This is a genomic window from Micromonospora vulcania (assembly GCF_042658605.1).
In the GTDB taxonomy this organism is placed as follows: Bacteria; Actinomycetota; Actinomycetes; order Mycobacteriales; family Micromonosporaceae; genus Micromonospora; species Micromonospora vulcania.
Genome location: NZ_JBHSQS010000015.1, coordinates 40,171 through 52,378 on the forward strand (window position 1 = coordinate 40,171; position 12,208 = coordinate 52,378).

13 protein-coding genes are annotated in these 12,208 nt (G+C 74.0%); all 13 read left to right on the forward strand.

Annotation, left to right across the window (positions count from 1 at the left end):
• Positions 1-4 precede the first annotated feature (4 nt).
• From fabG to ACFQGL_RS22965, 13 genes are read left to right on the forward strand one after another with little or no spacing between them, the layout of a single operon-like run.
• Positions 5-757, forward strand: a complete 753-nt coding sequence (fabG, locus tag ACFQGL_RS22905) for a 3-oxoacyl-[acyl-carrier-protein] reductase (RefSeq protein WP_377514396.1) — start codon at positions 5-7, stop codon at positions 755-757.
• Positions 754-1,221: an ApeI family dehydratase gene (locus tag ACFQGL_RS22910; protein WP_377514397.1), complete on the forward strand. Its 468-nt coding sequence runs from the start codon at positions 754-756 to the stop codon at positions 1,219-1,221. The genes fabG and ACFQGL_RS22910 overlap by 4 nt, the downstream gene beginning before the upstream one ends.
• Positions 1,221-1,694, forward strand: a complete 474-nt coding sequence (locus tag ACFQGL_RS22915; RefSeq protein WP_377514398.1) for a 3-hydroxyacyl-ACP dehydratase FabZ family protein — start codon at positions 1,221-1,223, stop codon at positions 1,692-1,694. Before ACFQGL_RS22910 ends, ACFQGL_RS22915 begins: the two co-directional genes overlap by 1 nt.
• Before the next feature lie 18 nt (positions 1,695-1,712).
• Complete coding sequence (locus tag ACFQGL_RS22920) at positions 1,713-1,967, forward strand: acyl carrier protein (protein WP_377514399.1); 255 nt, start codon at positions 1,713-1,715, stop codon at positions 1,965-1,967.
• Positions 1,968-1,969: 2 nt separating this feature from the next.
• A complete protein-coding gene (locus ACFQGL_RS22925) occupies positions 1,970-3,175 on the forward strand; it encodes a beta-ketoacyl-[acyl-carrier-protein] synthase family protein (RefSeq protein ID WP_377514400.1) in 1,206 nt (401 codons plus the stop codon).
• Complete coding sequence (locus tag ACFQGL_RS22930; protein WP_377514401.1) at positions 3,172-4,206, forward strand: beta-ketoacyl synthase N-terminal-like domain-containing protein; 1,035 nt, start codon at positions 3,172-3,174, stop codon at positions 4,204-4,206. Before ACFQGL_RS22925 ends, ACFQGL_RS22930 begins: the two co-directional genes overlap by 4 nt.
• 4 nt (positions 4,207-4,210) lie before the next feature.
• On the forward strand, positions 4,211-5,326 hold the full coding sequence (locus ACFQGL_RS22935) for a beta-ketoacyl synthase N-terminal-like domain-containing protein (RefSeq protein WP_377514402.1): 1,116 nt from the start codon (positions 4,211-4,213) through the stop codon (positions 5,324-5,326).
• Positions 5,323-6,282, forward strand: a complete 960-nt coding sequence (locus tag ACFQGL_RS22940; protein WP_377514403.1) for a beta-ketoacyl synthase N-terminal-like domain-containing protein — start codon at positions 5,323-5,325, stop codon at positions 6,280-6,282. The genes ACFQGL_RS22935 and ACFQGL_RS22940 overlap by 4 nt, the downstream gene beginning before the upstream one ends.
• The gene (locus ACFQGL_RS22945) at positions 6,279-7,088 is read left to right on the forward strand and encodes an alpha/beta fold hydrolase (protein WP_377514404.1); all 810 of its coding nucleotides are present in this window, start codon (positions 6,279-6,281) and stop codon (positions 7,086-7,088) included. Before ACFQGL_RS22940 ends, ACFQGL_RS22945 begins: the two co-directional genes overlap by 4 nt.
• A complete protein-coding gene (locus tag ACFQGL_RS22950; protein ID WP_377514405.1) occupies positions 7,085-7,993 on the forward strand; it encodes an acyl-CoA thioesterase in 909 nt (302 codons plus the stop codon). The genes ACFQGL_RS22945 and ACFQGL_RS22950 overlap by 4 nt, the downstream gene beginning before the upstream one ends.
• The gene (locus tag ACFQGL_RS22955) at positions 7,993-8,685 is read left to right on the forward strand and encodes a 2-hydroxychromene-2-carboxylate isomerase (protein WP_377514406.1); all 693 of its coding nucleotides are present in this window, start codon (positions 7,993-7,995) and stop codon (positions 8,683-8,685) included. Before ACFQGL_RS22950 ends, ACFQGL_RS22955 begins: the two co-directional genes overlap by 1 nt.
• Positions 8,678-9,415 carry a class II aldolase/adducin family protein gene (locus ACFQGL_RS22960; protein WP_377514407.1) on the forward strand — a complete coding sequence of 246 codons (738 nt, stop codon included), beginning with the start codon at positions 8,678-8,680 and terminating at the stop codon, positions 9,413-9,415. The genes ACFQGL_RS22955 and ACFQGL_RS22960 overlap by 8 nt, the downstream gene beginning before the upstream one ends.
• 24 nt (positions 9,416-9,439) lie before the next feature.
• Complete coding sequence (locus ACFQGL_RS22965) at positions 9,440-12,205, forward strand: cytochrome P450 (protein WP_377514408.1); 2,766 nt, start codon at positions 9,440-9,442, stop codon at positions 12,203-12,205.
• Positions 12,206-12,208 lie beyond the last annotated feature (3 nt).

Here is a 12,208-nt window from a genome sequence, read left to right on the forward strand (position 1 = left end):
TGACATGGCAACGGCAGGCGACGCGCCGCGCTGCGCGCTGGTGACCGGGGTGTCCCGGGGGATCGGCCGGGCGGTCGCGCTGCGGCTGGCCGCCGAGGGGTACGCGGTGGCGGGCTGCTACAGCGCGCCCAGCGAGGCCGCGGACAAGACCCGGGCCGAGGTCGAGGCGTACGGGGTCGGGGCCTGGTTCGGGCCGTGCGACGTGACCGATCCGACCGCCGTGGACGAGTTCGTCTCCGCCGCGGAGCAGCACCTCGGGCCGCTCACCGCGCTGGTCAACAACGCCGGCATCACCCGGGACCGGCCGCTGGTGCTGATGGCCCCGGACGAGTGGCACGACGTGATCGGCACCAACCTCACCGGCACCTGGAACACCTGCCGGACCGTCGCGTTCCGCTTCCTCAAGCGACGCCGGGGGGCCATCGTCAACCTCTCCTCGGTCGCCGGGGTCACCGGCAACACCGGGCAGACCAACTACGCCGCCAGCAAGGCCGGCATCATCGGGCTCAGCCTGTCGCTGGCCAAGGAGGTCGCCGGGTACGGCGTACGGGTCAACGTGGTGGCACCCGGCTTCATCGACACCGACATGACCGCCGCGCTGCCGTCCAAGCTGCGCGACACGGCCCTGCGACAGATCCCGCTGGGCCGTTTCGGCGCACCGGCCGACGTCGCCGAGCTGGTCGAGTTCCTGCTCTCCGAGCGGGCCAGCTATGTCACCGGCCAGGTCGTCCGGGTGGACGGGGGGATCGTCCTGTGACCGCCGCATCCACCTTCAGCGCCGGGACCCGCCCCGCCGACATCTACCCGGCGGCGGCGCCGCTGCCGGCGATCGACTGGGTCGAGGTGTCCGCCGGCCCGCGCGGCGGGATCAGCCTGCGCGCCGGAACCACGGTCGATCCGGCCGACGTCTACCTGGGCGGGCACTTCCCGGAGCTGACCGTCTATCCGGGCGTGTTCACCCTGGAGACGATCGAGCAGGCGGTGACCGCGGCGGTCGGCTACTGCGCCGGCCGGCTGCCCCAGCTGCACCGGTTGCGGTCGGCCCGGTTCCTCGCCCCGCTGCTGGCCGGCGACACGCTGACCGTCGAGGCGTCGGTCAGCCCGGTCGCCGCCGACCAGTCGTTCGAGGTCGCCGCCCAGTGCGTACGCGGCGACGGCGTACGCGCGGCGACGGTCCGGGCCGTGTTCCGCTGGCCGACCCCGGACGGGGAGGGCGGCTGATGAGACTGGAACACGGCGAACTGCGGGCCCTGCTGCCGCACCGGTACCCGATGCTGCTACTCGACCGGGTCGAGAGCGTCGAGCCGGGAACGACCCTGGAGGCGGTCAAGGCGGTCACCGGCTGCGAACCCTGCTACCGGGGGATCGCCGAGGGGCAGCCCACCGACCGGTACGCGTACCCCGCCTCGCTGCTGATCGAGTCCTTCGGTCAGGGCGCGGCGGTGCTCTGGCTGCTGTCGCGCCAACCGGGAACGGCCGGGCTGCCGATGTTCACCGCGGCCCGCGACTGCGTGCTGCTGCGCCCGGTGTACCCGGGCGACGTGATCCGGCACCGGGTCCGGCTGGAACAGGTCGTCCACGGGGCCGCGTTCGCCTCCGGGTCCAGCTGGGTCGGGACCGACCAGGTGGCGGAGTTCGGTTCGATGATGGCGGTCGTCCGACCGGCCGACGCCATCGCCGGAGCCCGAGAATGAGAGGAAGAGGGAACCGCGATGAGTGAACGCGAACAGCACATGGCCGAGCTGCGGGAGATCGTGGCCGAGGTGCTCGAGTTGGAGCCCGAGGAGGTCGCCGACACCGCCGACTTCGTCGAGGAGTACGAGGCGGACTCGTTGCGGGCGATCGAGATCCTGGCCCGGATCGAGAAGAAGTACAAGGTGGAGATCCCGCAGGCCGAGTTGAACGAGATGCGCAGCCTCAAGGCCGTGCACGAGGTGGTGGCGCGGCACGCCGGCTGGCAGGACTGACCGTGAACCGCGTGGTCGTCACCGGGCTCGGGCCGGTGTCCGGCATCGGCATCGGTGTCGACGAGTTCACCGCCGGGCTGCGCTCCGGGCGGTCCGCCGCCGCCCCCATCACCAGCTTCGACGCGACCGGCTTCCCGCACCACTGGGCCGGTGAGGTGCCCGGGTTCCGGCCGGAGGCGTTGCTGCGCCGGCTGCGGATCGCGGACTGGGGCCGCTCGGCGCTGTTCGCGGCGGCGGCGGCCCGGCTGGCCGTGACGGACGCGGGTCTGCCGCTGCCCGCCGCCGATCCGGGGCGCATCGGCGCGGTCGTCGGCACCACCAGCGGCGAGTCGACGGTGGTGGAGCAGCTCACGGCCGAGCTGGTCGCCGGCGGCTATCCGGCGATGTCCGTCGAGGCGCTGCGGCAGGCGCCGGCCGAGCGGTTGGCCTACGCGGTGAGCGCGGAGCTGGGGCTGGCCGGGGAGTCGGTCACCCTCACCACCGCCTGCTCGGCCAGCAACTACGCCATCGGGTACGCGTACGACCTGCTCTGCTGGGGCGAGGCGGACGTGATGGTGGCCGGCGGGGCCGACTCGGTGTGCCGCTGGGCGCACGCGGGCTTCTACCGCCTCGGCGCGCTGACCGAGCGGGCGTGCCGGCCGTTCGACCGGGACCGTTCCGGGATCCTCACCGGCGAGGGCGGCGCGGCCCTGGTGCTGGAGACCCTGCAGCACGCGCAGGACCGGGGCGCGCGGATCTACGCCGAGGTGCTCGGGTACGGCGTGAACTGCGACGCCCACCACATGGTCGCGCCCAACGAGGAGAGCGTCGCGGCGTGCATGCGCCTGGCCCAGGACAACGCCGGGGTCAAGCCGGAGGACGTCGACTACATCAGCACCCACGGGACCGGCACGCCCGCCAACGACCTGTGCGAGGCGCGGGCCATCCGGGCCGTGTTCGGCGACCGGGTGCCGCCGGTCAGCTCGATCAAGTCGATGCTCGGGCACACCATGGGCGCGGCGAGCGGCTTCGGCGCGATCGCCACCACCCTGGGCATCCGGCACGGGTTCCTGCCCCCGACCATCAACTGGGCCAACCCCGACCCGGAGTTGCCGTGGATCGACCCGGTGCCGAACACCGCCCGGTCGGCCACCGTCCGGGTGGCGCAGAACAACGGCTTCGCCTTCGGCGGCAACAACGCCATCACGATCTTCGGGGCGATCCGGTGACCGGCCTGGTGACCGGCTGGTCGGTGCTCAGCGCCGCCGGGGACACCGGCGCCGAACTGCTGGCCGCCGTACGGGCCGGCGCGGTCGTGCGTACCGACGTCCGGGACCGCTTCGACGAGCCGCTACCGGCGGCCGAGGCGCCCGCGATCGCCGACTTCGACGTACGCCGGCTGCTCGGCCGCAAGGGCACCAGCTTCCTGGACCGGGCCACCGCGCTGGCCATGGTGGCCTGCGGACGGGCGCTGGCCGACGGGGAGCTCACCCCGGACGACGACAACCGGCACCGCGTCGGCGTGGTGCTGGGCACCACCACCGGCAGCCTGAAGTCCACCATGGACTTCTCCCGCGAGACGTTGGTGCAGGACAAGCCGTACCTGGTCAACCCGGTGCTGTTTCCGAACACGGTGATGAACTGCGCGAGCGGTCAGGCGGCGATCCGGTACGGGCTGCGCGGCGTCAACGCCACCGTGGCTGGCGGCCCGCTCGCGTTCCTGTACGCGCTGCGCTACGCGCTCAACGCCATCCGCCGGGGATACGCGGACGCGCTGCTGGTCGGCGGGGTGGAGGAGTACACGCCGAACACGGCATGGGCGGCGGAGCTGGCCGGCACCGGCCCGGCCGGCGAGGCGGCGGCCGTCTACCTGCTGCGCCGCCCGACGCCCGGGGACGCCGTCGCGCCGCGCGCGGAGGTGCTCGCGGTGGCCACCGGCTTCGCTCCGGACGGAACCGCCGACGGCCTCGACGGCTGCGTCCGCCGTGCGCTGGTCACCGCGCGTGTCCGTCCGGCCGAGGTCTGGGCGGTGGCCGGCGGTGACCTCGGCGGGGACAGCCTGCGGGGGGTGGTGCCGGTCGCCGCGCAGCGACTCTCGGTACGCCCGGCGCTCGGTGACTGCCAGGCCGCCACCGGTGCGCTGGCCCTGGGCGTCCTGCTGGCCCGGTACGCCGAGGATCCCGCCGTGCGTGGGCGGCCCGCGCTGATCACCGGCCAGTCCCGCGACGGCGCGGTGGCCGCGGCCGTGGTGCGGGGGTAGGCGGATGCCGGCGACCATCACCGCCAGCGCGGTCCGCACCTGCTTCGGGGACGGGCCGGCCACCTTCGCGGCGCTGCTGCGCGGTGACTGCGGCGCCGCCCCGCTGCGGCGGTCCGACCCACGGCGGGTGGGCGTCGGGTACGGCTACCCGATCGCCGACGACCGGCCGTTCGGCCCGAGCCGCTGGCTGACCGACTGCGTGGCCGAAGCCCTCGCCGCCGCCGGTCTCGATCCGCGCCGCCGCCGGGTGGTGAGCCTCATCGGCACCGGGCTGCGCGAGTCGGCCGAGGTGGAGCGGGCCGCCCTGGACGGGTCCGTCGACTTCCCCGCCGAACGGCTGCACTTCGCCGGCGCGGTCAGCACCGCGGCGCCCGGGGTGCAGCGGGTGGTCACGCTGGCCAACGCGTGCAGCGCCGGCGGGCACGCCCTCGCCCTGGCCCAGGACCTGGTGGAGACCGGCGAGGCGGACGCCGTCCTGGTCGGCGGCACCGACGGCAGCACCGCCTCGATGCTCGCGATGATCGGCCGGGTGGCCGCCCGAGCGGCGGACCGGGTCATGCCCTTCGACGCCGACCGTGCCGGAGTGCTGCTCGGCGACGGCGCGGCCGTCCTGGTCGTCGAGCCGGAGCGGTCCGGTGCGGGCCTGGCCCGACTGCTGGCCACCGGCCTGTCCTGCGACGCCGGGCACGAGACGGCACCCGACCCGGCGGGCATCCTGCGGGCGGTACGCGACGCGCACCACCGCGCCGGCCGTCGACCCGACCAGGTCGACCTCGTGGTGGCACACGGCACCGGCACCGCGCTGAACGACGAGACCGAGGCACGGGTCGTCGCGGAGGTCTTCGCCGACTGCGAGCCGGGTCCACTCGTCACCGCCGTGAAGGGCGCGGTGGGCCACACGTCCGGCGGATCCGCGCTGCTCAGCGTCGCCGTCGCCGTCGAGATCCTGCGTACCGGCCAGGTTCCGCCGATGGTCGGGCTGACCCGGCCGGCACCCGAGGCGGCCGGCCTGCGACTGGTCCGCGACGCGGCGGTCCGGGCCGACCCGCGGGTGGCGCAGGTCGACGCGTTCGGCTTCGGCGGCCTCAACGCCGTCACCCTCCTGGAGGCGCTGCGATGACCGGCCGCACCGAGGCCGTCGGGCACCTCGCGACGATGCCGGCGTCCACCGCCGTGTCGGACCGGGACCGTCCGGTGGTCGCCGTGCTCGGTGCCTCGCTGCACCTGCCCGGCGTCGACCTGCCGGCTCTGCCGCCGGGGCACCGGACGCAGGTCGCCGAGGAGCCGGCCTGTCCTGCCGACCGGGCCGCCGACCTGCTCGGCCGCAAGGGTCTGCTGGCCAAGGAGCCGGCGACGCGGCTCGCCCTCTGCGCCGTGCACCGGGCACTGGGCCTGGCACCGAAGGCGCCCCGCCGCACCGGCCCGGCGGATCCACGTACCGCCGTGGTGGTGAGCTCCAACCTGGGCAACGTCGCCACCGTCGGCGACATCGCCCTGCGGCTGCGCGAGGGCGGCCTGCGGGAGGTCGGGCCGCTGGAGGCACCGAACGCCTCCAGCAACGTCATCGCCGGGGCCATCGCCATCTGGTTCCGGTTCGGCGGCCCCAACCTCACCGTCTGCTCGGGCTCGACCGCCGGCCTGGACGCGATCTGGCTGGCCGGCCTGCTGCTGCGTACCGGGCGGGCCGACCGGGTGGTGGTGGTCGGCACGGAACCCGACGACGCGCAGGCCCAGGCCCTGCACGCCGCCAGGGCAGGAGCCACCGCAGGCCGTCCACTGTCGGCCGGCGCGGCCTGCCTGCTGCTCGGCCCGGTCGACGCGCCGCAACGGCCGTTGGCCCTGCTCGGACCGGTACGCGCAAACGAGCCCACCGCCGGTGCCGGACGTAACCCGCTGTTCGACGGGACCGCCCTGCCGGGCGACCACTACGGAGCCGCCGGCGTCGTGCACACCGCGCTGGCCGTACGCCTGGCCACCGCGACACCGACGGCCGGCGCGACACCGACCGGCACGGTCCGCTGCGGCGACCCGGTCGACGGCTTCCGTGAGCTGAGCGTGCTGGCGGCCCGACGATGACCGGCACACCACCGCCGGCCGTCGTGCACCCGGTCGCCGGCCCGGAGTCCGGGGCGCCGACCGTGCTGCTCGCGCACGGCATGTCCGACACCTGGCGCAGCTGGCTGCCCCTGGCGGCACGGCTGCCCGTCGGCTGGCGGCTACTCGCGGCCGAACTGCCGTGGAAGGCCGGCACGGACCACGGCTGGCGACGTCGCGGCACCCCGGGGTCCTGGCTCGCGGCCACCGTACGCGCCCTGGCGACGCCGCCCGACGTCGTGGTCGGTCACTCGCTCGGCGCGAACGCGGTACTGGAGATGCTGGCCACCGAACCGGACGTGGCACCGCGCGGCGCGATGCTCATCGCGCCCTTCTACTGCCCGCCCGACCTGCCGATCACCTGGGCGCTGCACGATCGGGCGCAGGCCAACTTCGTCCAGATCATCGACGAGGGGCTGCACAACCGTCTCGGCCCCCGGCTGGCCGAGTTGGACGCGGAGACCCTGGCCGCCATGCGGGACATCATGGTGGACCGGATCGGACCGGTCGGATTCACCACGCTGTTCGACCACTTCACCGCGACCGCAAGCCTGCCGCTGCACGCGGTGACCGTGCCGACCATGGTGCTCACCGGCGGCCGGGATCCCGGCCTGGACGGGCCGCGCGCTGGCGCGCTGCGGGCGCACCTGCCCGACGCGCACATCGTCGTCGAGCCCGACTACCACCACTTCTGTCATCTCGACCGGGCCGCCGAGGTGGCCCGACACGTCGCGGGCTTCGTCGAGAAGGTCTGCCCCGCCCCCGCGATCCGAGGAGGTACGCCGTGACCACGGCGGTCCAGAACACGTCCGTGACGCTGTGCGCCCGACCGGGCTTCGAGGGCGCGAACATCCGCACCTGGATCGGTTTCAAGCACTTCGCGTACCTGGTGGAACAGGGCGTCCTGCAATGGTTCCGGGAACAGGGGCACGGCCCCGGCCGGCTCTTCCACGAGCACGGGGTGGGGTTGTCGATCCGGGACTGCTCGCTGCTGCTGCCCGCCGTACTCGACGTCGACGACGAGGCGACGGTGGTGACGACCCCCGCCGCCAACGGCCGGTTCGCGGTCCGGATGGGTGTCCGACGCGCCACCGACGTCACCGTCTGCCGGGCCCGGGTGCGGGTCGCCCTGATCCGGGAGGCGGACGTACCGCCGACGGCGCCGGTGCCGGCGGAGCTGGCCGGCCTGGTGCAGGAGCCGGCCATCGGCGAGCCGGGGCCGGCGGCCGGCGGCGATCCGGCGCAGGTCCTGCGCTGCGGCGGCGCGGGGTTCGTCTGGGCCTGGCGGGTGCCCTACTTCTACTGCCAGTACTCGCAGCGGATGCAGCACTCCGGCTACGTCCGGCTGCTCGAGGAGGTGGTCGACCGCTACCTCGCCGAGCGGGGCGTGTCGGTGCCCCGGATGCTGCGCGAGCGGGGTTGGATCCCGGTGGTCTCCCGGGCCCGCGTCGAGGTGCTCGGCGATGCCCGCCTGGACGAGCCGATGTGGGTCACCTTCACCGTCACCGACGTGCTCAAGGACGTCACGTACGACGCGCGGATGGACTGCCACGTGGTCCGCGACGGACGCCTGGTGCGGGTGGCGACGGCCAGCATCCTGCACGGGTACGCGGTCAGCCGTGGCCCGGAGGCGGGCCGGTTGGCCACCCTCGACCCGGACACCGTCGCCGCCATCACCGGCGGGGGTCGGTGATGGCGGCGAAGCGGCCCCGGCTGTACTTCTCCTTCCGCAGCCCGTACAGCTGGCTGGCGGTGGAGCGGCTGACCCGGGCGCTGGGCCGTCCGCAGGAGGTGCTGGAGTTCGTCCCCTACTGGGACCCGGACGCGCGTACCGAGGCGGCGCTGACCGCCCGTGGTGGCACGTTCCACTACGTGCAGATGAGCAAGCCGAAGCACCTCTACCTGCTGCAGGACGCCAAGCGCCAGGCCCAGCGGCTGGACCTGCCGATGCGCTGGCCGATCGACATCGACCCCTGGTGGGAGATGCCGCACCTGGGCTGGCTGGCGGCCCGGCAGCACGGCGCGGGGGAGGCGTTCTACCGGGAGGTGATTGCCGCCCGCTGGCAGCGGGGCGAGGACGTGTGCACGCCGCCGGTGCTCTCCCGGGTCGCCGAGCGGGCCGGCGTGGACCCGACGGTGGTGCTCGGCGCGGTCGAGGACGAGGCGATCCGGGCCGCCGGGGTGGACTGCCTGCTGCGGGCGTACGAGGAGGACATCTTCGGCATCCCCTATCTGCGGCTCGGCCCGCACCGGTTCTGGGGCGTGGACCGGGTGGACGACTTCCTCGCCGCGTACGCCGAACGGACCGGTACGCCGGTCCCGCCGCCACCTGTGCCGGCGGGCGTGGGCGGTTACGACACCGACACCGGAGGCGGCTGTGGCTGAGCGACGAGACCCGGAGCAGGAGCGGACCCACCGCCGTCGGCAGCTGGTCCTGACGCTGCGCGCCTTCGCCCTGGCCGGGTTCGACGAGGGCGCCGGCGGTCACGTCACCGCCCGGGACCCGATCGAGCCGGACACCTTCTGGATCAACCCGTTCGGCCGGCACTTCGGCCACGTGCGGGACGACGACCTGCTCCGGGTCGACCACACCGGGGACGTGGTCGCCGGCTCGGGCCGGATCAACCCCGCCGGGTACGCCATCCACTCGGCCATCCACAAGGCCCGTCCGGACGTGGTGGCCGCCGCGCACACCCACTCGATCCACGGTCGGGCGTTCTCGGCGCTGGGCCGGCCACTCGCGCCGATCACCCAGGACGCCTGCGCGTTCTTCGAGGACCACGAGGTCCACGACGAGTACGGCGGGGTGGTCCTCGACGGTGCCGAGGGGGACCGGATCGCGGCGACGCTGGGCACCGCCAAGGCGGTGGTGCTGCGCAACCACGGTCTGCTCACGGTGGGCGGCTCGGTGGCCGAGGCCGCCTGGTGGTTCCTCGCGATGGACCGCTGCTGCCAGGTGCAGCTGCTCGCCCAGGCGGCCGGCGACCTGGTGCTGATCCCCGCCGACGCCGCCCGGGCGGCCCGCTCGGACATCGGCACCCCGCAGATCGCCCGGTTGAACTTCCGGCCGGTCGCGGAACACGTCCTGGCCGTCAGCACCGACCTCACGGACTGAACGACGCGCAGACAGGAGTGACCAGTGGCCGAGCTGCTGCAGAACATGGTCCGGGACCGGGCCGGCGATGTCGCGCTGACCGACGAGCGGACGACCCGCACGTGGGCGGAACTGGACCGGTCGGTGGACCGGTGGATCGGCGTGCTGCGCGGGGCCGGCCTGGCCGAGGGCGACCGGGTGGCGTTCGTGCTCGGCAACCGGCACGAGACGTTCGAGGCGCTGCTCGCCTGCGTACACGCGGGGCTGGTGGCGGTGCCGGTCAACTGGCACCTCACCGCGCCGGAGATCGCCCACATCCTGACCGACTGCGGCGCCCGCGCGGTGCTCACCGAGGCGGCGTACGCCGAGGTCGTGCGCGACGCCGTGCGGCGTACACCGGCCGGCCCCGAGCTGCTGGTCACGGTCGACGGCGGGGAGAGGTTCACGGCGCTGGACGACCTCCCGGTCGGCCCGGTGGTGCCGGCGGTCTCCGGTGGGGTGCTGCTCTACACGTCCGGCACCAGTGGACGCCCCAAGGGGGTGGTCAACCCGCTGCTCAAGGTCGGCGCCCCGATCGACCGGGTGGCCGCCACCACCGAGGCGCTCGGCGGTGGGCTGGGCATCCCGACCGACGGTCAGGCCCTGCTGGTCGGCCCCTGGTACCACTCGGCGCAGCTGTTCTTCGCCCAGTTCCCGCTGCTGCGCGGCTGCACGCTGGTGATCCGCCGCGGCTTCGACCCGGTCGAGGTGCTGCGGTTGATCGACGAGGAGAAGATCACGATCAGCCACCTGGTGCCGACCCAGTTCATCCGCCTGCTGCGGGTCGACGCGGCCACCCGGGCGGCGTTCTCCGGCGCGAGCCTCGCCCGGATCTGGCACGGCGGCGGTCCCTGCCCACCGGAGACGAAGCGGGCGATGATCGACTGGTGGGGGCCGGTGTTCGTGGAGTACTACGCCGCGACCGAGGCCGGCATCGTCACGCTCGCCGACTCGCACACCTGGCTCGCCCGACCGGGCACGGTGGGTCGGCCGGCTCCGCCCACCGAGGTCGTGGTGGTCGACGACGAGGGTCGTGCGGTGCCGGCCGGGCAGGCGGGCCGGGTGGCCGTGCGGCGTCCCCCGGGCCGCGGCTTCCACTACCACAACGCCCCGGAGCAGACCGAGAACGCGCACGTCGCCCCGCACACCTTCACCGTCGGTGACCTCGGCTACCTGGACCAGGACGGTTACCTGTTCCTCACCGGCCGCTCGGCGGAGCTGATCGTCACCGGCGGGGTGAACGTCTATCCGGCCGAGGTGGAGGCGGTGCTGCTGACCCATCCCGCCGTGCAGGACGGGGTGGTCATCGGTGTGCCGGACCCGGAGTTCGGCGAGCGGATCCGGGCACTGGTGCAACTCGACCCGGCGTGGCCGGCCGAGGGCATCGAGAAGATCCTGGACGCGCACTGCCGTGCCGGCCTGGCCGGTTTCAAGGTGCCACGCTCGTACGAGGTGGTCGACCGGATTCCCCGTGAGCCCACCGGCAAGGTTCCCCGGCGGGCACTGCGGGACCGTTACCAGTCGAGTCTGCTGGCGGATCCGGCCAGCTACCTGACCGGCGTACCGCACGACGAGTTCGCGCGTCGTCGGCGCGAGGCCCCGGTGGCGTGGGTCGACGAGGTCGAGCTGACCCGTACCGACCAGGATCGTGCGGTCCGCTCGCGGGGCCCGGGTTTCTGGGCGGTCACCCGGTACGCGGCGGTGTCCGAGGTGTCCCGGGACCCGGCGACGTTCTCGTCCGCGGTCGGTGGGGCGTTCCTCGCCGACCCCCGCACTCCGCAGGACCTGGAACGCAACCGGCAGCTTCTGATCAACATGGACGCTCCGGAGCACGCCTGGGTACGCCGACTGATCGCGGGGGCGTTCACTCCGCGCGCGGTGGGGCGGCTCGGCGAGCTGGTCACCCGGCACGCCGAGGAGGTCGTCGCCCGGGCGGTGGCGGCGCGGGAGATCGACGTGGTGGCGGACCTCGCGGCCGAGCTGCCGCTGCTCGTGCTCACCGACCTGCTCGGTATGCCGCAGTCGGACCGTGCGCTGCTGTTCGAGTGGAGCAACAACCTGGTCGGGTTCGACGATCCGCGCTACGGCGGGGGCAGCGTGCAGCGTTACCGGGACACCTTCGCCGCGGCCTTCGGGTACGTGCGGCAGGTGGCCGCCGAGCGGCGGGCCCGACCGACCGACGACCTGCTCAGCCTGCTCGTGCACGCGGAGTCCGACGGCCGGGGCCTGACCGACGCGCAACTGTGTCAGCTCTGGCTGCTGCTGGTCATCGCCGGCAACGAGACCACCCGGCACCTGATCTCCAATGGGGTGCAGGCGTTGCTGGAGCACCCCGAGCAGCGGGACCGGCTGATCGCCGATCCGGACCTGACCGGGCCGGCGGTGGAGGAGCTGCTGCGCTGGGTCACGCCGATCATGCAGTTCCGGCGGACCGCCACCCGCGACACGATCCTGGACGGCACCCCGATCACCGCCGGGGACAAGGTGGTCGTCTTCTACACCTCGGCCAACCGGGACTCCGCCGCGTTCGCCCACCCCGACCGGCTGGACCTGGGCCGCGATCCCAACCCCCACCTGGCCTTCGGCATCGGACCGCACTTCTGCCTGGGCGCACACCTGGCCCGGATGGAGATGGCGGCCTTCCTCACCGCGATCCGCCCGCACCTGGGCGGACTCCGACTGACCGGTCCGGTGCACCGGATGCGGACCAACTTCATGAACGCCATCACCGCGATGCCCGCGCGCTTCGACGCCGCGCCAGAAGGGGAGTGACCC